19 protein-coding genes and 1 pseudogene are annotated in these 19,745 nt (G+C 46.4%); 9 read left to right on the top strand and 11 right to left on the bottom strand.

Annotation, left to right across the window (positions count from 1 at the left end):
* Positions 1 to 582 (top strand): annotated as a pseudogene (locus L693_RS0124905) (glycosyltransferase 87 family protein); the annotation flags it as partial.
* A gap of 130 nt (positions 583 to 712) precedes the next feature.
* Here L693_RS0124905 and L693_RS0124910 read toward each other — a convergent pair.
* Genes L693_RS0124910 through L693_RS0124925 form a run of 4 tightly spaced genes read right to left on the bottom strand, consistent with a single transcriptional unit; the run spans position 713 to position 4,112 of the window.
* Positions 713 to 1,426: a Crp/Fnr family transcriptional regulator gene (locus tag L693_RS0124910; RefSeq protein ID WP_370881038.1), complete on the bottom strand. Its 714-nt coding sequence runs from the start codon at positions 1,424 to 1,426 to the stop codon at positions 713 to 715.
* 46 nt (positions 1,427 to 1,472) lie between these two features.
* Positions 1,473 to 1,643 (bottom strand): rubredoxin, encoded by a 171-nt coding sequence (gene rd / locus L693_RS0124915; RefSeq protein ID WP_007432984.1) that lies wholly within the window; start codon positions 1,641 to 1,643, stop codon positions 1,473 to 1,475.
* 2 nt (positions 1,644 to 1,645) lie between these two features.
* A complete protein-coding gene (locus L693_RS0124920) occupies positions 1,646 to 2,839 on the bottom strand; it encodes an NAD(P)/FAD-dependent oxidoreductase (protein WP_025720887.1) in 1,194 nt (397 codons plus the stop codon).
* A 37-nt stretch (positions 2,840 to 2,876) separates the two neighbouring features.
* Positions 2,877 to 4,112, bottom strand: a complete 1,236-nt coding sequence (locus L693_RS0124925) for an FprA family A-type flavoprotein (protein ID WP_025720889.1) — start codon at positions 4,110 to 4,112, stop codon at positions 2,877 to 2,879.
* A gap of 215 nt (positions 4,113 to 4,327) precedes the next feature.
* Between L693_RS0124925 and L693_RS0124930 the strand changes: the two genes are divergently transcribed.
* Positions 4,328 to 4,669 carry a cupin domain-containing protein gene (locus tag L693_RS0124930; protein ID WP_025720891.1) on the top strand — a complete coding sequence of 114 codons (342 nt, stop codon included), beginning with the start codon at positions 4,328 to 4,330 and terminating at the stop codon, positions 4,667 to 4,669.
* A 91-nt stretch (positions 4,670 to 4,760) separates the two neighbouring features.
* On the opposite strand, the gene L693_RS0124935 is transcribed toward L693_RS0124930, so the two are convergent.
* Both L693_RS0124935 and uxuA read right to left on the bottom strand, forming a co-directional pair.
* Complete coding sequence (locus L693_RS0124935) at positions 4,761 to 5,615, bottom strand: SDR family oxidoreductase (RefSeq protein WP_025720892.1); 855 nt, start codon at positions 5,613 to 5,615, stop codon at positions 4,761 to 4,763.
* The gene (gene uxuA / locus L693_RS0124940; protein WP_025720894.1) at positions 5,612 to 6,748 is read right to left on the bottom strand and encodes a mannonate dehydratase; all 1,137 of its coding nucleotides are present in this window, start codon (positions 6,746 to 6,748) and stop codon (positions 5,612 to 5,614) included. The genes L693_RS0124935 and uxuA overlap by 4 nt, the downstream gene beginning before the upstream one ends.
* Positions 6,749 to 6,890: 142 nt before the next feature.
* Between uxuA and L693_RS32205 the strand changes: the two genes are divergently transcribed.
* On the top strand, positions 6,891 to 8,129 hold the full coding sequence (locus L693_RS32205; protein ID WP_025720895.1) for an endo-1,4-beta-xylanase: 1,239 nt from the start codon (positions 6,891 to 6,893) through the stop codon (positions 8,127 to 8,129).
* A gap of 155 nt (positions 8,130 to 8,284) precedes the next feature.
* Here L693_RS32205 and hxlB read toward each other — a convergent pair whose 3' ends face one another.
* The 3 genes from hxlB to pepT form a co-directional block, all read right to left on the bottom strand.
* Positions 8,285 to 8,842 (bottom strand): 6-phospho-3-hexuloisomerase, encoded by a 558-nt coding sequence (gene hxlB, locus L693_RS0124950; RefSeq protein WP_025720897.1) that lies wholly within the window; start codon positions 8,840 to 8,842, stop codon positions 8,285 to 8,287.
* 5 nt (positions 8,843 to 8,847) lie between these two features.
* Complete coding sequence (hxlA, locus tag L693_RS0124955) at positions 8,848 to 9,483, bottom strand: 3-hexulose-6-phosphate synthase (protein ID WP_025720899.1); 636 nt, start codon at positions 9,481 to 9,483, stop codon at positions 8,848 to 8,850.
* A 421-nt stretch (positions 9,484 to 9,904) separates the two neighbouring features.
* Complete coding sequence (gene pepT / locus L693_RS0124960; RefSeq protein WP_025720900.1) at positions 9,905 to 11,140, bottom strand: peptidase T; 1,236 nt, start codon at positions 11,138 to 11,140, stop codon at positions 9,905 to 9,907.
* A gap of 200 nt (positions 11,141 to 11,340) precedes the next feature.
* On the opposite strand from pepT, the gene L693_RS0124965 reads away from it, so the two are divergent.
* From L693_RS0124965 to L693_RS0124980, 4 genes are all read left to right on the top strand, one after another.
* Positions 11,341 to 12,405, top strand: coding sequence for a LacI family DNA-binding transcriptional regulator (locus tag L693_RS0124965; RefSeq protein WP_025720902.1), 1,065 nt, complete (start codon positions 11,341 to 11,343; stop codon positions 12,403 to 12,405).
* A gap of 198 nt (positions 12,406 to 12,603) precedes the next feature.
* The gene (locus L693_RS0124970; RefSeq protein ID WP_025720904.1) at positions 12,604 to 14,898 is read left to right on the top strand and encodes a glycoside hydrolase family 2 protein; all 2,295 of its coding nucleotides are present in this window, start codon (positions 12,604 to 12,606) and stop codon (positions 14,896 to 14,898) included.
* Positions 14,899 to 15,112: 214 nt separating this feature from the next.
* Positions 15,113 to 15,400 (top strand): hypothetical protein, encoded by a 288-nt coding sequence (locus tag L693_RS0124975; protein ID WP_025720906.1) that lies wholly within the window; start codon positions 15,113 to 15,115, stop codon positions 15,398 to 15,400.
* A gap of 172 nt (positions 15,401 to 15,572) precedes the next feature.
* Positions 15,573 to 16,313, top strand: a complete 741-nt coding sequence (locus L693_RS0124980) for a Bax inhibitor-1/YccA family protein (protein ID WP_025720907.1) — start codon at positions 15,573 to 15,575, stop codon at positions 16,311 to 16,313.
* 28 nt (positions 16,314 to 16,341) lie between these two features.
* Here the strand turns inward: L693_RS0124980 and L693_RS0124985 are convergent, their stop codons facing one another.
* On the bottom strand, positions 16,342 to 16,911 hold the full coding sequence (locus tag L693_RS0124985; protein ID WP_025720909.1) for a hypothetical protein: 570 nt from the start codon (positions 16,909 to 16,911) through the stop codon (positions 16,342 to 16,344).
* A gap of 47 nt (positions 16,912 to 16,958) precedes the next feature.
* Complete coding sequence (locus tag L693_RS0124990) at positions 16,959 to 17,411, bottom strand: AbrB/MazE/SpoVT family DNA-binding domain-containing protein (RefSeq protein ID WP_025720911.1); 453 nt, start codon at positions 17,409 to 17,411, stop codon at positions 16,959 to 16,961.
* Between the two features lie 229 nt (positions 17,412 to 17,640).
* On the opposite strand from L693_RS0124990, the gene L693_RS0124995 reads away from it, so the two are divergent.
* Both L693_RS0124995 and L693_RS0125000 read left to right on the top strand, forming a co-directional pair.
* Positions 17,641 to 19,005, top strand: a complete 1,365-nt coding sequence (locus L693_RS0124995) for a helix-turn-helix domain-containing protein (protein WP_025720912.1) — start codon at positions 17,641 to 17,643, stop codon at positions 19,003 to 19,005.
* Between the two features lie 227 nt (positions 19,006 to 19,232).
* A complete protein-coding gene (locus L693_RS0125000; protein WP_025720913.1) occupies positions 19,233 to 19,475 on the top strand; it encodes an aspartyl-phosphate phosphatase Spo0E family protein in 243 nt (80 codons plus the stop codon).
* Positions 19,476 to 19,745: the final 270 nt, after the last annotated feature.

The raw sequence follows: 19,745 nt of genomic DNA on the forward strand, positions 1-19,745 counted from the left end.
TATCCGTATGCTTCCGTGAACGCGTATAACTTCTTCGCACTGATCGGTGGCAATTATACGCAGGATACTACGACATTGTTCCTGTTCAGCTACCATACATGGGGCATGATCGGCATTGTACTGGTGACTTTGTTTACATGGTGGATGTATATCCGCAGTCGCAAACCACAATTTGCGGCAGCAGCTGCGCTGGTGCAAATTGCAGGTGTCTTTACCTTCGCTTCGAGCATGCATGAACGGTATTTGTTCCCTGCGGCAGCGTTAGCGGTACTGGCGTATCTGTATTTGCGGGACCGGAGATTTTTGTGGCTTGCGGGTGGATTCAGTCTTACGATCTTCCTGAACACCTTCGATATTTTCTATAGCTCCAATTCTCGGGATCATTACGGTGTTATATTGTGCGTGACCTCGTTGTTGAACGTATTACTGTTTGGGTATCTGGTAAAAGTGGTCTGGGATTGCTCCAAATCGACCACGATTGAGACTGCTCCTTCCACAGACAGAGTTTCGCCAGAACTTCCTTCAGCGCAGCCTTCATGGGGAGCTTCTTCCCAAGGCGTGAACACGACAATTAATCGTTAGTAAAGTATAAAATACGGTAAAAACCGCCCTTTAACGAAATGGAAGTGGTTGATAGATCAACTGTAATCCATAAGTTAAAGAAGCGGTTTTTTGTTGTCCTCATGCTAGAGCAGCATTAGATCTATATGTCTCAATCTATATATTCGTTCAGCTTCTGTACATCGCAGATCGTAATCTCTCGTGTACCCTTGATATGAATAATCCCCAGCTGTTCAAATTTTGCGAATTTGCGACTGATGGTTTCACGTGTGACACCCACGTAATTAGCCATTTCCTCGCGTGAAAGGGGGAGGTTTATTTTAATGTGAGATCCGTCCGGTTTGCCGTATTTATGCCCAAGCTCAAGAATCATATAGGCGATACGGATCTCCGGGTCTTTGGTCGCCAGGCTTTGAGCCAGCTTTTCGGTATGGGCCAAGCGTTTGGTAATGGTTTTGAGCAGCTTCAAAGAGATATCTGGATTGTTGCGAATCAACTGCTCCATATCATCCTTGGTGAGCATACATATATCAGTATTTTTTAAGGCATAGGCACTAAAATTACTCAGCTCATCGCTGTTAAATATATTCAACTCGCCAAAAAAATCGCCAGTTGTCAGAATGTGCAGAATTTGTTCTTTGCCCTGAGGCGTCATTTTCAGAAGCTTGACATGCCCGCTTTGAATAATGTACAGCGTATCGGAAGCCTGTTCCTCGACAATCAAGGCCTCGCCTTTCTGATATTTTCGGTGTCGGATCATGGAGCTGACCTTACACAAATCTTCTTCGGACAAAGAGGAAAAGATAGGCACTTTGCGGGCACAGGGCTCCTTTCCGCACTGGCAGGACATCTCATTCACATTCATTCACTCCATTCATAAACCGGAAACTAAAAAATATAGCGGGTTCTTGTTATTCTGTATCATCTATTGGGGCAAAATGGCTTTGATCCTCACCACAGACTGGACAAACCCAGTCTTCTGGAAGATCCTCAAACGCTGTACCGGGCATAACGTCTTCATCAGGGTCGCCGATAGCAGGATCATAAATGTATCCACAAGGTTGACATACATATTTTTTCATCTTTAGTTCTCCTTGCCACTCAAAATTTTTGTAAGCTCTGGCGCGTCCGGTTTGAGTCCTTGGATGATGGCTGTTTTAAACGGAAGTGAAGCAAGAGCATCCCCAAAGCCGATCACGCCGCAGATAGAGCCGTTTTTTATGAACATGCGTGTATACGAAACTTGATTTTCACTGGTCAGGCTGGTATCGCAGACTTGTTCATCCACCAGACCCATGGAAAACAAGGGGCATTCATAGCTATTGGACAGGGTTACAGGGATAGGCCGCTGATAGCTGACGGATGCACCTGCCATATTGGCGCCTGCTATTTTCCCTTGCTCGATAGCACTTTCCCATAATCCATCCACTCTATTTTGAAACTCGGCTACATCACCTGCCGCATATATATTGGCGGAGCTGGTCTCCATCTGCGCATTCACCAAGATGCCTTGTCCAATATCTAGACCGATCTGGCGAGCAAGCTCAGTATTAGGTACAATGCCGATAGAATACACGACATGCTCGCAGGGAATAACGGAGCCGTCCTGTAGCTCTATGCCTTCTACGTAATCCGTGCCTGTAATACGCTTTACGCCTTGTCCAAGGCTTACCTTGGTACCCTGCTCGGTAATTCGCTGGGTCAAAATAGCGGAAGCCTTTTCATCTAGCTGGCGGGGCATAAGCCGATGCGAAGCTTCCAGAATGGTTACAGCATACCCGGCTTGCTGGAAGGACCAAGCGGTTTCTACACCCTGAATACCACCGCCGATGATGCATATCCGGTCTCCTTTTTGTAATTCCGTTTTAAGTTTATCTGCATCTTGTCGAAAACGGATATTGTGAACGTTACGTAATGAAGCTCCGTCCAGCAAAAGCTTACGGTTGTAGGCTCCTGTACACAGCAGCAGCTTGTCATAAGCAACGGTTTGTCCGTTTGCTGTTTCGATGGTGGAGTCCGCTGCATGTATCGCGGTGATCTTTATGCCGGAATAAACATGAATTCGTTGATTGGCAAACCATTTTTCCTTTTTGATCAGGATTTTGTCGCTGTGCAGGTCAGTGAATAGTCCCTTGGAAAGCTTGACTCTGTTATACGGAAGGGAAGCTTCTTCCCCGTAAATAGAAATTTCCGCTAGCTCATCATGATCTCTAATCGCTTTCGCCGCGTTGACGGCGGCAACGCTGCCTCCGATAATAACGTAATGTTTGTTACCCATTCAGCATCTCTCCTATTTCGCTATACGCAGCCTTTGTTCAAATGACGCTAAGCAGTAGATCCGAGACAAACTCAGCGGCATTTTTAATTTTCTTCACTTTTTCATCTTCTGTAGGAGAGAAACGAATGCGTACCGGGAACTCCACATGCGTCATACCAGTCGACTTGATTACATCAGAAGTGCTTTGGACCTTCATATTGGTACCGTTCAAGTAATCCTGTACGACCTCAATGGCTTCCCCACTCCAGCCGTAGGAACCAAAGGCAGCAGCCAGCTTGCCTTCCAGATTCATCTTTTGCATTTGTTGCAGCAGGTCTTCCAGCTTGCCCGTCATGTCTGCATATTTGGTAGAGCTGCCGACAAAAACAGCATCCGCTGAGGCAATACTGTTCAATATCTCCGTTTCATCCGCCTTATCTACGTCCCATAGCTCCACCCTGATTTGGTTTTCCAAAAAGCAGTCTTTCAGGATGTTTGCCATTTTTTTAGTATTATTTTTTAAGGTGGCATAAACAATCGCTACTTTTTTATCATCCTTGGTTTCGGTGCTCATAGATGCGTACAAATCAATGAATTTGGCAATATCGTGCCGGATCGCGAAGCCGTGGGAAGGAGCAATCATCTCAATATCCAGGTCAGAGACAGCTTCGATTAATGTACGCACATATCTGCGATGTGGATGAATAATAGCCTGATAGTACCCGATAAAGTCATCGGTGATATCAAAACCGGCCTCATCTGCAAATAGATGCTCTACAGCCACGTGTGTACTGAAAATATCGCAAGGGAACAAGATTTTATCTTCTATGCAATACGTAATCATGGTTTCTTCCGTATGGAGGTAAGGTGTTTCCTTGAACAGCAGTGTCTTGCCTCCAATATCGAGTTGATCCCCATCCTTGATGACGAGGAAGTTGCGGTGCTGAAGCTTGTACATTTGTTGAATTTCCGGAACGGCAATCTCAGTGCAGACAATCGTAGCGTTTGTTGCTTTGGAAGCAAGTGCCGCCAATCCGCCCGAATGGTCTGGCTCTGTGTGGTTGACGATAATATATTGAATGTCCAGCGGGTCGATCAATTCGGCTACAGCCTCTGCAAATTCTCTGCCGAACGCCATATCTACGGTATCTACAATGGTTGGTTTTCCAGTTTTCAGTAGATATGCATTATATGTTGTACCCTTAGATAGTAGAAGACGATGAAAGGGAACCTCACGATTATCAATTTTTCCTACCCAATAAATATCCTTTGCCAGTTGGAATCCTGGTTTCATAGGAACAACCTCCTGCTTGTTTTTGTTTGTCTGACACAATTCGATTCTAGTTGGATATGTCGATGAAAAAGATGATTGAAATCAAATTTTTGAATATTTCAAAGTATTTATGACTTAAATTTAGTTATGTGACTGCAATCACAAGAAGAGCGTAATAATCAAATACAATAAGACCATATAGGAAAATCTAATTTCAAACAGGAGAGTGAACCTACATGAAAAAATCAAACCTCATTCAATTTCAGGAATATAAAGAAGCTGGCTTTACTAAACGAATTGTGCATAAGGAAGCCGACAATGTCATTTTTATTCTCAACTTCACTCCTAATGCTGAGCTGCCAACACATAACCACCCAGGAGCAAATGTATATTTGCTTGTTCTTGAAGGGAACGGTACTGTAGCTGTGAATGGTGAAGAAACGGAAGTGGTGCAAGGGGATATAATCCATGTTACGGGAGATGAGCACTTTTCCTATCGTGGTGGTGCAGAGGCGAACTCCAGCCTGCATGTAGTATTGACCAAAACGCCAAGTGAAAGCTATGCACAAAATATATAAGAGGGTACATCATCGCTATAGAGGAAAAAAGAAATCCACGCCTAAAAGCCGCTCGGTTCAAATACCAAGCGGCTTTTAGGCGTGAACTGTTTTACACCCCGGAATACGCCATGAAGCCACCGTCTATCGGAATCACTGTGCCTGTGACAAAACCGGATGTCTGTTCATCCACAAGCCACAGCAGGGTGCCGAGCAGATCGTCCGGTACACCAAAGCGGCGCATCGGCGTGTGGGCGATGATTTTGGCTGCACGTTCGGTGAGGGAGCCATCCTCATGAGTTAGCAGGCTGCGGTTTTGTTCGGTAAGAAAGAAGCCGGGTGCAATGGCGTTGACGCGAATACCGGCTTCGGCTAAATGGACAGCCAGCCATTGGGTAAAGTTGTTAACTGCTGCTTTGGCTGCGCTGTAGGCCGGAACTTTGGTCATGGGGCTGGGTGCGCTCATGGAGGAAATGTTAATGACGACGGCCCCCGGGCGTCCAGTCATGCCTTGAGCGAATATTTGTGTCGGAATGATCGTTCCGATGAAATTGACGTCCAGTACCTGGCGAAAACCGGGTATGCTCAGCTCGAAGAAGGTAGTAATATCGGGCAGCGTCAGGTCCTCCAGCCGGAAGGTTTCGCGGGTGGTGTTGGCACTCGGATGATTGCCTCCGGCACCGTTGATCAGAATATCACATGCGCCGAACTGCTCGCGTACCGTCTGTTCGGCTAGCCGTACGCTGTCCGCGTCGGTAACGTCACAGGCCACAGCCATCGCTTCTCCGCCTGCGGTCCGAATATCATGGACTACACGCAGACCTTTTTCTTCCGTTCGGTTCAAAATCACAACCTTCACGCCTTGCTTTGCCAGCTCGCGGGCCATTGCGCTGCACAGCACTCCGGCACCGCCTGTGATTACTGCTGTTTTGCCTGCCAGCGAAGGGTGTAGAGATGGTGTGCTCATAGGGGTGACTCCTTCGTATGGACTGATCCGGTTCGTGTGTTTTCCGTCTTGGAAACGGCAGAAGTGTGTCGGGCCTGGTTATGTGTCAGCGCATCCCACAGTCCCCACAAATACATAATCCCAAGCGCGCGGTCATACAGCCCATAGCCGGGTCTGCATTGCTCTCCCCACAAGTGGCAGCCATGGTCCGGTCTGACGTAGCCCGTAAAGTGGGCATCTTGATACGCCTGGACAATGCCGGCAATATCGACAGTTCCGTCCTGAGTTCGGTGAGAGGTTTCGATGAAGTCTCCGTTAGCCGACACACGCACATTGCGTATATGGGCGAACGGAATACGGTCCTTAAACTCATGAATCATGGAAACGATTTCATTATTGGGATTGGCTCCTAGCGAGCCAGAGCATAGGGTAATACCGCTCGCGGGGCTGTCGTACAGCGCTAGCAGTCTGCGCAAATGAGCCTGGCTTGTGATGATGCGTGGCAGTCCGAATACAGACCATGGCGGATCATCGGGGTGAATGGCCATCCGAATCCCGCTGCGTTCGGCAACGGGAATAACGGCCTCCAGAAAGTAGGCCAGATTCTGCCACAGGTCTTCCTCCGTGACGTGAGTGTACGCTTCAAACAAAGCCGTCAGATGCTCCAGCCGCTCCGGTTCCCAGCCGGGCATGGTTAACGAGCTATTTGCGTTAATTTGGCGTACCAGTTCGAACGGATCAATCCCTTCAATTCGTGACTTTTCAAAAAAGAGGGCCGTGGAGCCGTCCTCCAGCTCCTTGTGCAAATCGGTGCGCAGCCAATCGAATATGGGCATAAAATTATAGCAGACGACCTTCACGCCGTTTTGGCCGAGCTTTTCCAATGTGCGTATGTAATTGCTGATATACTGATCGCGTGTCGGTCGTCCGAGCTTGATATCCTCGTGCACATTCACACTTTCAACAACCTCATTGTGAAATCCCGCCTGTACAACCTGCTCTCGAAGTGCCACAATACGTTCCATAGGCCATTCTTCTCCGGCTGGAATATCGTGTAGCGCCCACACGATCCCTTCCACTCCCGGAATTTGTCGGATTTGTTCCAGCGTTACCGTATCGTTTCCTTCACCAAACCAACGAAATACCATGCGCATGCTTGGCACCGCCCCATTCGTCATATGATAGGTGTAACAGCAATTCCCAATTCCTGATGTTTTCACATTACCATATTGCTAGATACAATTGGAATATTTATCCAAAATAAAATGATGCTACATCGAAAGGAGGAAGCAGGTTATGAAGCTGCACCGAGCCATTGTGGTGGATGATGAAATATTCACCCGCAAAGGGCTGCTTCAACTCATGGACTGGGAAGCCTGTGGCTTTGAAATCGTGGGAGAAGCCGATAACGGTGAGGATGCACTGGAGCTAATCGGCAGTATTCACCCGGACCTCGTCATTACCGATATTCGCATGCCTGTGCTGGATGGATTAGAACTGATTCGATCTGTACTCGAACGGAGTACAGATCATCCTGCGTTTATTATCTTGAGTGGCTACAGTGATTTTGCTTATGCGCAGCAGGCACTTCGCTATGGGGTTCATGATTTTATGATCAAGCCGATTGATGAGAGTAACTTTTCGGCTACGCTGCGCCGACTGAGTGAAAGGCTGCATCGTGAGCAGCAAAATACACAATTATATCAAAACCACCGTACAGGCGGACTGTTAGAGACCTTGATGATGAACAACGTGGATGATAGCGTGGTGACCCGTTGGGAACAGCAACTGCGGCTTGGGGAAGCCACGCATATGTACTATGTACTTGTCGAGCTGAATGATCAACATCCATGGCGTTCCGGTGACGATAGCATCCTGTTGTCGCTTTTCCAATTCAGGGAGCTTATAGAACAAGCGCTTCATCGTTTAATAGACGGCAAGTACCCACTTTATGTCCATGAGCATCGGAACCGGATTGGACTCATTGTACCCGACTTCTTTTTGAAGGGTTTTGAAGCCAAAGTGGACGCATTTATGAAAGCGCTACAAAAAGAGATAGAGGGGATGAAACGGGATTTTCTGTACAATTTGGTGCGTGATTTGCTCGCTAAAGGCGTACCGATTGACGGCGTAGGTCACCAATCGCATATCCGCCTGGCGTTTCCTGCTATTAGCGAGATTGAGCAGTCCATTGAAAAGTTTGCTTCGCTCGGCCTGGATAATCAGATCACAGAGCTGGATATGGGCCTCTATTCCAATGATACGGATCGCTACGAGACGATACCTGAATCCATGCTGATCCAGCAGGCTCACCGTTATCGGGCGTTGTTCGATATGTTTTCCAGACAGCAGGAGCATATCAGTAATGTGACCATTTGGGGTTCGGATGACGGAAATACGTGGCTTAGTATGTTCCCGATTGCCCGGCTGGATAAGCCGCTGCTGTTCGACGAACGGCTAAAGGCCAAATATGCCTATTGGGCTTTGGTTGACCCGTCCAAAGTTCCGCCGTTGCCAGCAGGGAATAATGAATAAATGGCATGAAACAGATTAATTGATCAAGCGGCACCAGTCACAGCAACCCCGGCCTGTTATGAGTATTTCTCTTATGAAGCAGAAAAGCAGGCTGTCCTTCACATGTTTTGACATGTAAAAGGCAGCCTGCCTTGTTATTGCAGATGTATAGCGCTCTATTCCAAATTGGCGTGCTGACCAAACATCGACTCGGAAGTCAGCTTGCGCAGCTCCATCGTTTTGAGTACCAGCGCGTCGCCATACAACAGCAGGGTTTGCTCAAACAATGAGCCCATAGGCTGAATCGTCTGGTAATCCTTGTTGGCCGGGTCCTTGGGGGCGCCAGGCAGCTTGACGATGATGTCAGCCAGCTTGCCAATGGTGGACGCTGGCGAAGTGGTTAGAAGCGCCATGGAGGCCTCGAGCTTCTTGGCTTTTTCCGCCATGGAGGTCAGGCTTTTGGTTTCACCGGAGCCTGAGCCTATCAGCAGCAGATCACCTTTACCCAGGCCGGGAGTTACGGTTTCTCCAACCACATATGCTTGAATTCCCATATGCATCAGCCGCATTGCCAGCGAACGGATCATGAATCCTGAACGGCCCGCCCCGGCTACGAACACCTTGTTCGCAGCAGTGATGGAGTGAATCAGCCGTTCCGATTCCGCATTACTGATCAATTGTGGAACCAGTTGCAGCTCCTTGAGCACCTGGGATAAATATTGAGAGGTTTCCATTGGAATTAACCTTGTTTGATAAGCTGTTGCATTTGATAAGCCACAGTCTTTTTGTCGTCCTCGCCAGTGATCCCACCGCCGACAATAACCAGATCCGGTTGAGCCTTCACAACCTCAGCCAATGTGCTTAGCTTAATGCCGCCAGCCACGGCTGTTTTGGAGTTTTTTACGACTTTTTTAACGGTTTGCAGTGCTTCGAACGGGCTTTGTCCTTCCGCTTGCAGATCGTAGCCTGTATGCACACAAATATAGTCTACGCCGAGCGCGTCGATTTCTTTGGCGCGTTGCTCCAGGTTTTTAACCCCAATCATGTCCACCAGGATTTTTTTGCCGCCCTGTTTTTTAGCCTCTTCTACTGCGCCTTTGATCGTTGCATCTTCAGCTACAGCCAGAATTGTAACGATATCAGCCCCGGCTTCGGATGCTTTTAGCACCTCATAACCGCCTGCATCCATAACCTTGAGGTCAGCAAGTACCTTCAGATTCGGGAATGTTTCTTTCATTGCTTTTACCGCATGAAGTCCTTCATTGATGACAATCGGCGTACCGATTTCAACGATATCAATATACGATTCTACTTCTTTTACCAATGCAATACCTTGCGGGATATCTACTAAGTCTAAAGCTAATTGAAGCTCCATGTTATTAACTTCACTCCTTTGGTGAATTTGTATTTGATCAACGAGTACATGTTCTGTTAAGTGTTATCTATTCATGGACTCCATGCACAGGTTTGATTGTAAGGCTCGGGTATCTGCTTGAAAAGTACGCACTAATTCGTAACGTAGTTACCCAGACGATACTGTAGCTTCTAAAAAAACCACTCGTGAGGAGGGGGCTATGCAGATGCAGTTGAAGGGTTAACCCACCTATTTCCTTCAAATCATGGTGTCTTTTCTCATTAGGTGTGAGCTTTGGATTTTCATGATAAGGTCCAGCGGGGCTTATGTAAATAAAGGGAGCACACTTTTGCGCATATTGCGATCAGTGGCTCCCTTTTTTATACCGATTACTTATTTTACGATGTAGGATGTCAGATTATTGGCCAGCTGCTGCATTGCTTCACTTGCCGCGCTGTTCGAATAATTGAACGATTTCAACAATAACCTTGCTTGCAAGCACCATGTTGTCCACGGATACATATTCAAATTTACCGTGATAGTTCTCTCCACCCGTAAAAATATTCGGTGTAGGCAGTCCCATATAGGACAGCTGTGAACCGTCTGTACCACCACGGATTGGCTTAATGATAGGCTCAATATTCAGCTTCTTCATCGCTTCATAAGCAATGTCCACGATATGTTTGACCGGCTCGATTTTCTCCTTCATGTTGTAATACTGATCTCTGAGCTCCAGTGTGATGCGATTTTCTCCGTAAGCGGCTTGCAGCTCTTTCACCACGTTCGTTACATAAGCCTTCCGGTTCTCAAAGCTCTTACGATCAAAATCACGGATAATATAGTGTAGTTTTGCCTGTTCTGCCGTGCCTGTAGTTTCCAGTAGATGGTAGAATCCATCGTAGCCGTCCGTATATTCCGGGGCTTCGTCCGCAGGCAGACGGCTATGCAGTTCCATGGCGATTTTGGCAGCATGGACCATTTTGTTTTTAGCCGTACCGGGATGGACACTCACCCCGTGGATGGTAATATGGGCGGCTGCCGCGTTGAAGCTTTCATACTCCAGTTCTCCAAGGGGGCCGCCATCCACGGTATAAGCATATTTAGCGCCAAAAGCAGCTACATCAAAGCGTTGCGGTCCTCTTCCAATCTCCTCGTCCGGTGTAAAGGCAACGCGGATCTTGCCATGCTTGATTTCCGGGTGATCTATCAGGTAGTGTACCGCTGTCATGATTTCTGCGATCCCGGCTTTGTTGTCTGCGCCAAGCAGGGTGGTACCGTCTGTGGTAATCAATGTGTGGCTTTTATATTGCGCCAATTCGGGAAACTCACGCGGAGAAAGCACCACACCAAGCGACGCATTCAGCGTGATATCTCCTCCGCCATAATTTTTCGTCAGTTGCGGCTTTACCCCTGCGCCAGTCAGCTCGGTTGCCGTATCCAGGTGCGCGAGAAAGCCAATGACGGGAACTTCTTTATCTGTATTGGAAGGAAGGGTTGCCATCACATAACCGTTATCATCAATGGTTACGTCCGTCATACCGATGGCTTTCAATTCACCCACCAGGAGATTGCCCAATGTGAGCTGTCCTGGCGTGGTGGGGCAAGTGTGGCTGCTTTCGTCGGATTGGGTATCTACCTGAACATAAGTGGTCAGGCGGTCGATCAGTTCCTGTTTCACGTGTATATCCTCCTTGGTATCATTACTGATATAATGGGAATTTTCTAAAACTCTAATGATATGTATTTTATCATGATTGGGCTTATATATGAAAAAAATGGATTGGGTTCTCAGATGACGGGTTGTGTTGCACGGGTGCGGCGAGTAAGATAACAGTAAAAGAAAGTAAAAATGAAGTAAAACGATTAAAGGAGTCTGCAATGCCTACGTTAAAAGATATCGCTCAGGAGGCGGAGGTCTCTATTTCAACGGTCTCCCGAGTATTGAATTATGATGAAACACTGTCAGTGTCAGAGGAAACACGGCGTAGAATTTTTGAGGTTGCCGAACGGATGAAATACACGACTGTTAAACGTAAAAATGGCGGTATCGGCCGTCAGCCCCGCAAAAAGGCGGAGGGGCCGATCCGACTGGGGATGGTACACTGGTTGAGTGCGTACCATGAATTGGAGGACCCTTATTATCTGTCTATCCGGTTTGGCGTGGAGAAAGAATGCCGCCAAAGCGGGGCGCAGCTGGAGCGTATTTTCAGACGGGAAGATTTGGCCGCCCTGAAGACGTTGTCTGAAGGGCTGCACGGACTCATCGTGCTGGGGCATTTTAGCAGCAAAGAGATAGAACACATGCTGGAGCTGCCTATTCCTTGTGTCTTTCTGGATCACCCGGTGGAGCGCACGGGCGCAGACTATGTAGTCATTGACCTCGCGCGCGCTGCGGCTGACGCGCTCGATTATTTGATGGACGCGGGTCATCGCCATATCGGATATGTGGGCATGGGACAGGACGAGCAAGCTCATGATTCAGAACGGGCTGAGCTGGATGCCCGCTATGAGACCTTTTTGCAGTACAAGGAGCAGCACGGATTATGCACATCGGATGATGTGCATGAGTGCAGAGGAACAGCGGCGGACGGTTTCCTCGCGATGGAAGCCGCGATCCTGGCAGGTCCGGAACGTTTGCCTACGGCCTTCTTCATAGCAAGCGATTCAGTGGCTATTGGAGCATTGAAGGCGCTGGAGCAGCATCACATTGCTGTCCCGGAACGTATCTCAATTGTTGGTTTCAATGATATTCCGACAGCTGAATATTTGACGCCATCCCTAACAACGGTCAAAACGTATACCGAACTGATGGGGGAGACGGGCGTTCAGCTTTTGCTGCATACGGTGCGTAACGGTCCGAACGAGGTGGGACGCAAAGTCACTATTCCGACTGAGCTGATGATTCGCAACAGCAGTGCACCGCTGTATACTCATTCAAATTAGAAATAACAAATGAATTTAAGCAGCTCCGGTGTACCGGGGCTGTTTGTGCTATGGGCGAATACAAAAATGGAATTGACAATTAACTTGTAAGTGCTTACATTAAAAATATAATTATTTTACTAAGTTTTACTCGTTATTTTTACTTGTATATTTTACTATGGTATAAGAGTGAAAAATAAAAGGTTGAGGTGACTGCCCATGCGTACCATTTTGCCGTTGAATGACCAGTGGTTCTATCGTCCCGAGTATGTTGAGAGCGAAGTGAATTCAGGTATTGATGTGAACCGGTATGAACCCGTTCTGCTTCCGCACACCAATGTGGAGCTGCCATATAACTATTTTGACGACAAGGCGTTTCAGTTTATTTCTACGTATAAAAGGAAGCTGGATATTCCGGTAGATGCCAAGGGTAAGCGGTTGTATGTCGATTTTGAAGGGGTTATGTCCTATGCACAGGTATATTTGAACGGAGTAAAAGCGGGTGAGCATAAAGGCGGCTATACACCGTTCAGCATTGAATTGACCGAGCTTGCTGAATACGGCGGTTCCAATATGCTCACCGTTGTCGTTGATTCTACGGAACGGGACGACATTCCTCCCTTTGGGGCAGTTATCGACTACCTGACCTACGGTGGCATTTACCGGGAGGTGCAGCTACGAGTCGTCGAGTCTGTACATTTCGGAGCGGTATTCGTCCAGACACCAGAGGCGTTGGCGGCAAGCAAAGGGGTACGTGTAGCTGTCGGGCTGGAGGGAATGGATGCGAAGCAGGACGATCTGACGGTCGCCTTACGGCTGCTGGATGGAGACAGCTTGAAGGCGGAGACTGGCCCGACAGCAGTGACTGCGGGCGATATGACACTGGAACTGAAAGAGCTAAACGGCATACAGCTGTGGGAACTGGACGATCCCAAGCTGTACGAAGCAGAGCTGACGCTGCTGCGTAACGGGGAAGCATTGGATCAGCTAACCGTGCGCTTCGGGTTTCGGGAGGCTGAATTCCAGCCGGATGGATTTTACCTGAACGGGCAGAAGATCAAGCTGCTCGGCTTGAATCGCCATCAGTCTTACCCATATGTTGGTTATGCAATGCCCAAAAGAGCGCAGCGTCGCGATGCCGATGTACTCAAAGAGGAATTGGGACTGAACATGGTACGGACATCGCATTACCCGCAGTCCCGTCATTTTCTGGATCGTTGTGATGAGATTGGATTGCTCGTTTTTGAGGAGATTCCGGGCTGGCAGCATATTGGTGGTGAAGCGTGGAAAGAACAGGCGGTAAAGGACGTAGAGGACATGATTATCCGTGATCGTAATCATCCATCCATCGTGATCTGGGGTGTACGGATTAATGAATCGCAGGATGACCATGATCTGTACGCGCGTACTAACGAGCTTCCACACAAGCTTGATCCGACCCGAGCTACGGGCGGTGTGCGCTATATTGCAGGCAGCGAGCTGCTGGAAGATGTATATACGATGAACGATTTTGTCCATGACGGTGGGCATATGAAATATTTGGCGAAGGAAATTCGCAATTACGATACGTATGACGATACAGAGGGCGTAGATGGCGAAACAACTGGCTTGCGCCAGCCGTCTTTTGTTACAAAGCTGGATCATCCCGTCCCTTATCTGGTGACAGAATATAACGGGCATATGTATCCGACCAAACGTTTTGATCAGGAGGAACGGGTGATGGAGCATGCGCTGCGCCATACGCGGGTGCAGAATGCTTCCTATGCCGATGAGGGCATTGCCGGAGCGATTGGCTGGTGTGCTTTTGACTATAATACACATGCCGACTTTGGTTCCGGTGATAAGATTTGCTACCACGGCGTCATGGATATGTTCCGTCTGCCTAAATTTGCGGCGAATGTGTACCGCAGCCAGAAGCGTGTCGAACAGGAAATTGTGATGGAACCAGTCACTTATTGGTCCCGTGGTGAGCGAAATATCGGAGGCGTCGTGCCCTTGGTTGTGTTCACCAATTGCGATGAGGTGGAGTTTATTTACGGTGATGAGCGCAAGGGGGTTTATCGTCCGAGCCAAGAGAAGTACCCGGCACTTCCGCATCCTCCCGTCGTTATCGACGAGTTGACAGGCCACTGGGGTATGAAGTGGGAAGATGCGGTGTTTATCGGGTATGTGGAAGGCCAAGAAGTGATTCGCAGACGCTACTCTCGTAATCCGGTGCCAACCGAGCTGCGGGTAACCGCAGACGATACCCTGCTGGAGGCGGGCGACTGGGACGTGACGAGAGTTGTGGTGGACGCCTTGGACGAATACGGCAATGTCTTGCCGTTCTATGCTGATCCCGTTTCGGTGGAGGTCGAGGGAGTGGGAGAATTGATTGGTCCAGCCAGTTTATCGCTAATCGGTGGACGTATTGCGTTCTGGATTCGCACCCAGGGTGAGGCTGGCAATATCCGCGTGAAGGTCTCCGCCCTTTCCCGCTTTAATCCGCAGGAATTGAGCATTCTCGTAAAATAGGAGTATTGTCGCTGTAAGTGAGGTTATCATTGTTTAAAAAGGGGTTGTCCGCAGGTTCTGCCAAGAATCTGAGAGGGCAGCCCCTCTTTCGTGTATGTTAAGGTACGTTAATCTATAACTCTTTTAAAATGTGTCTTATTCCTGAGTCAATTAACGTTGCAATCATAGATTGGAAGCATAGAATACACTATCAAATATAGGGGAGGTGAAAACTATGGCGATTCTTTTACCTTCGCAATTCTACAATCTCGCTGCGGGTGTGGGTAAATCCTTTTTTGAAAACTTGAATGGCGGCAGTAATGCTACAATTACCGTGAATAATACGGGGGCCAATCCGGTCAATCTTGTCGTTACCCGTGTCAATGCACCTGTGATCACTTATGTTATTCCGGCAGCCAACAGTCTTACGCTGGAAGTTGCTTTGCTGCTGGTAGCCGCTCTCCAGGCTACTGCAGCCGGAGCTGTTACGGGCACCATCCAAATTGCTACAGCTGATTTTTAATCTGTAACGACTGATCCTCTAACTCTAGCTTTGCCACAAGGCGAGCTAGAGTTTTTTGTTTGTTTGGAAATTTTCTGAAACTTTTTTGAGCTTGTACCGATATATACATATACAGCATAGAGAAACTATAGGTCAGGCATAGAAAATAACACATCGAAAAGGAGCACCCTGTATGAGCTTTAGCAATCCGGTTTTACGAGATGATATCTTTTTACGTGAAGATGAAAGAGAAGCTAGCGAACAGCGCATGACCATTGGAGGAACGGTGAACAAAACGTTACTGCTGCTGGTTCTGCTCATCGTCTCTGGCAGTATTACCTGGTACATGACCTACCAAGGAACTGTAGAGGTGCTATCCTTGCTGACCGCAGGCGCGCTTGGCATGGTTGGCGTAGCCCTTGCGATCTCCTTTTTTCCCAAAACTGCGTCGCTCCTTTCGCCTGTATATGCGATTCTGAGTGGTTTTGCCTTGGGCGGTATCTCAGCTTTTATGGAATATGAATATCCCGGCATTGTAGCCAATGCTATTTTGCTGACTGTGGGTATCCTGTTCTTGATGCTCTTTATGTACACACAGCGAATCATCAAGGTGACACGAGGCTTTATCTCATTCGTAGTTTTGTGTACGCTGGCGATTGCTCTGGTCACGCTGGTCGATTTCATCTTGAACTTTTTCGGTATGAATGTTCCGTATATCCATGAATCGGGCTGGCTTGGCATCGGCATCAGCTTATTTATCGTGATTATTGCGGCTTTGAATCTACTGGTGGATTTTAATTTTATTGAGGAACAAGCTGATCAAGGCGCACCCAAGTATATGGAATGGTACGGAGCTTTTGGACTGCTGGTGACTTTAGTGTGGCTGTATGTGCGAATTTTGGATCTGTTGGCCAAATTCAGCAAGAGGGACTAAGTGCCTGCGATTCATGAATAGTTTCACTTTAATGTGCAGATAGGTGCAGGATAAGGAAAAGAGGACGGCTGAATGCCGTCCTCAGGCTGCCGAGAAAATCTCGACAGCCTGAGGACCACCTGCTGATGCAAGCGGCCTTTGCTGTTACTATGGCGATACCATACCGCTGCTGATTTATGTTATAGATAGCTAGCTGATCGGGAATATTATAATAATACTCGTCTATATTCCATTCATTTATGTTTGCTGCCTCAAAAATTGTGATGAATCCGGGCAATGTTTCCTCATCGTTTTCTTGTATAAACTCATTGTACTCCTTCAATATTTCCTTATTCCCTGATAATAAGTCTATAGCGTATCCAAAATAAAATATAAGTGGGTGTTTTAGCATCTGATTTAGAGGAACAACGTCACCCCATTTTTGTCTGCTGTTATAACTGCGTTCGGCCATACTTAAAATGTAATCAGCGACGCGATCCGCTTCTGCCCAATCATTTTGTCTATAATTTAGAGGAAATAGTTCAAAACCCTTATCCAAGGGATGTACGTGTTCAGACAACAAATAAATTTCTTCCTCTGTATTAAAACAATTCCCCATCACTGACACCTCCATAAGTATAATCATGAAGATAACGTCATCGCACGCTATAATAACTTTTTAAGCTGGGAAATACGACCTTGTGACACGCCAAGCCTTTCCGCATATTCACTCTGCTTGGCTGTCGGATGCTCGCGGACAAGTCTTCTTAGGCTTTCAACCAGTTCTTTTGTCGACCGCCGATTTATTTTTTTCCCTTTGTATGCAGGCTCCTTAACTACAGGGGCAGGAATGGGACTAACACCTACGTTCCCCTTCAGGTCGAGTATACATTGCTCACATAAAAGTAAACTTTTGAAATAGGTTAAATCCTGAAATGAATTGCACAAATTACAGGAAACCCCGCTACTATACTTTCCTATGCCCATAAACCTTTCTTCAACGTCCATATAAAATTCTAAAGGCTCGCTAATCTCAATCCCCATGCTGTTTCGGATTTCCATGGGAATAACAATCCGGCCTAACGTATCCAGGGAACGTGTCATACCTGTTCTTTTCAATTGATGTCCTCCTTATCAGATGATAGGAACCCACTAAATGCTCTGAACTGTCACCTGTGATTTTTTTGCATACACAATCCAATCTTCTCCAAAAAGGGGTATTTATTGTTGGATAAATAGATGGTATATTGAAAACATACAAATATTTCATTATATTACGAGTTTTCCAATTCTTCTTTTTGTTTAAATTTGCACATTCCAAAGCTCACGCTGAAAGGGTGATTTATTCATGGAAATAACACCTACGATTCGGGCAGAAATTGAAGGATATCTAAAACAGAAAGGCCTAAGTATGACCCAGTTTGGCCATATCACTAATTTGAATGTAGGTACAGTTAGCGGCATCATCACAGGTAATCGTTCTTTATCTGTTAATCAACTGGATCGTATTACGTTGGGTATGAATTTACCACCGGATTATTTTTATGAGCGATTCGTTGAAGAGTGCGTTGAAGAAACTCCACTTAACTGGCGGAGAATAAAACCTTTCTTGTATCGTTGTGTTGAGTTAGGGCGACTTGATTGCTTACAGCGTGCTGTAAGTATGTTTCTGGATAATCCGGTCTACACTCATTCACTCTTTGAACTGGCTGAGGATTTGTTCCACAAAGGATATCGGGATACAGCAGCTTACCTTTATGAAAACGTGGCTGAGAGTGAAAGAAAGCAGCATTCAGAACGGCTTGCTTTGTGCCAGTATCGGTTGTTTAGTATCCGAATAGGGAAAGATCAGGCTCAAAATCTTCAAACGGCTGCTAAATTTGAACCTTTTGTCGACCGTTTGGATGAATTTGATCAACTGGATGCATTGAAAGACTTGGCAAACGTGTATAGATCATTAAGTATGTGGGATAAGGTCTATAAATTTTCACGTCAAATGTATAAGCTAGGGCGAATTCAGTACGGTTTGGTTCATAACTCCAAACGGGAAATTAAACTTGATAAGAAACTTAGCAGGCCTCTTTTTGTATACATAGCCTACGCTGAACTGTTGTGTGCTAATGCCTGTGATGCAACTGGAGATCATGAACGGGCTTTAGAGCATATACGTGGCTTTACTGATCTAAGTTGGGTTAAGGAAGCTGATTCAGATACACTCTATTGGTTAGATAATTTTAAGCAATGGTCAAAAATTAATAGCTATGTTAATAAGCTTATGTCTGGAGATATCAGCATCCTGCCTGATTATGTGGAGCACATAGCTGGTGAAAAAGAAATCTTCGCTGAACTTCTTAACATCATTGAAGCAGCCAACCGATATAATATGAATGTCGATCATATCCTTCAGCGCTTTGAACCCCAAATTGCAGCGTATCAAGAAGTATCCTCTTCGGATATGTATACGCAACAATTTTTACCACAGCAGTATGTTCGTTTTTGGTACAAGATGGCTAAATACAGCCTAAATAAAGGCAGATATCCATATGGTTTCAAATGTTTAATAATCGCTTTTGAAAAAGCTGTTACAATTAACCATGGACTACTTATCGCCAATTGTGTTGGCCTGTTTGAGCGTTTCAAAGCCTATGCCACTCCTGAAATACTGGCTCAGTATGACATGTGGGAAAGAATTGACCAAAAAGATGGCTTCTAATCTTAGCGACAGTTAGCTTCTTATTGGTATTCGTGGTACCAGTTCAGAATCCAGATTCTGGCATGTTAACACCGCAAGATTACATTGGTGGAGCATAATTTAACATGTGTTACATTTTGCTATTGACCAGCTTTCATGCTGGTCTTTTTTAAACTTTTTGGCGAAAAATGATCATGATGTATTTGTTCATTACCTCTTAAAATGAGATTTATCAGGGGGTAATGCACATGAACAATGATGCAAATTTAACGTTAAATCAACAGATAGAAAGTGCCAGACAACGATTGCATGATCTTTATGAACAATATGATTTTGGACATGCTTGCGTACTTGAGCAGGCTATGTTTTTGGACGAACTAATGAATCAGTACAATCGTATGTATCTGAATAAACATCACTATGTTCAGTCAGAAACCTCAGAAACCCCTCCTTCCTTATGCAAAAATATTCCTCTTCCCAATCCCACATAACGATCATAATTATTCTATAAAATGGATTATTTGAGATAAAAATAAAAACACATCCCCACGTAATAAAATGTAAATAAGTTGGTGCGTAATTTACATTTGTAGTAGTAGCCAAGCTGCTACGCTTGGAACGATGGTTCATGGTGATTCGGACATGCGTTGGGACGGTAACGGGATTTTGTTTACAGACAATAAAGTTGTGTACCTAACTCCATTTTTTTGTAATAAACCATCCATAAAACAGAAGCCGCCCTCAAAGGTTGTTATCGAACT

This window comes from Paenibacillus sp. 1-18 (genome assembly GCF_000520755.1).
Classification (GTDB): domain Bacteria; phylum Bacillota; class Bacilli; order Paenibacillales; family Paenibacillaceae; genus Paenibacillus; species Paenibacillus brasilensis.

Bases quoted from the DNA above. Each gene is read 5' to 3' on its own strand.
- L693_RS0124910 (WP_370881038.1), bottom strand. From the start codon at position 1,426: ATGAATGTGAATGAGATGTCCTGCCAGTGCGGAAAGGAGCCCTGTGCC.
- rd (WP_007432984.1), bottom strand. From the start codon at position 1,643: ATGAAAAAATATGTATGTCAACCTTGTGGATACATTTATGATCCTGCT.
- L693_RS0124920 (WP_025720887.1), bottom strand. From the start codon at position 2,839: ATGGGTAACAAACATTACGTTATTATCGGAGGCAGCGTTGCCGCCGTC.
- L693_RS0124925 (WP_025720889.1), bottom strand. From the start codon at position 4,112: ATGAAACCAGGATTCCAACTGGCAAAGGATATTTATTGGGTAGGAAAA.
- L693_RS0124930 (WP_025720891.1), top strand. From the start codon at position 4,328: ATGAAAAAATCAAACCTCATTCAATTTCAGGAATATAAAGAAGCTGGC.
- L693_RS0124935 (WP_025720892.1), bottom strand. From the start codon at position 5,615: ATGAGCACACCATCTCTACACCCTTCGCTGGCAGGCAAAACAGCAGTA.
- uxuA (WP_025720894.1), bottom strand. From the start codon at position 6,748: ATGCGCATGGTATTTCGTTGGTTTGGTGAAGGAAACGATACGGTAACG.
- L693_RS32205 (WP_025720895.1), top strand. From the start codon at position 6,891: ATGAAGCTGCACCGAGCCATTGTGGTGGATGATGAAATATTCACCCGC.
- hxlB (WP_025720897.1), bottom strand. From the start codon at position 8,842: ATGGAAACCTCTCAATATTTATCCCAGGTGCTCAAGGAGCTGCAACTG.
- hxlA (WP_025720899.1), bottom strand. From the start codon at position 9,483: ATGGAGCTTCAATTAGCTTTAGACTTAGTAGATATCCCGCAAGGTATT.
- L693_RS0124965 (WP_025720902.1), top strand. From the start codon at position 11,341: ATGCCTACGTTAAAAGATATCGCTCAGGAGGCGGAGGTCTCTATTTCA.
- L693_RS0124970 (WP_025720904.1), top strand. From the start codon at position 12,604: ATGCGTACCATTTTGCCGTTGAATGACCAGTGGTTCTATCGTCCCGAG.
- L693_RS0124975 (WP_025720906.1), top strand. From the start codon at position 15,113: ATGGCGATTCTTTTACCTTCGCAATTCTACAATCTCGCTGCGGGTGTG.
- L693_RS0124980 (WP_025720907.1), top strand. From the start codon at position 15,573: ATGAGCTTTAGCAATCCGGTTTTACGAGATGATATCTTTTTACGTGAA.
- L693_RS0124985 (WP_025720909.1), bottom strand. From the start codon at position 16,911: ATGGGGAATTGTTTTAATACAGAGGAAGAAATTTATTTGTTGTCTGAA.
- L693_RS0124995 (WP_025720912.1), top strand. From the start codon at position 17,641: ATGGAAATAACACCTACGATTCGGGCAGAAATTGAAGGATATCTAAAA.
- L693_RS0125000 (WP_025720913.1), top strand. From the start codon at position 19,233: ATGAACAATGATGCAAATTTAACGTTAAATCAACAGATAGAAAGTGCC.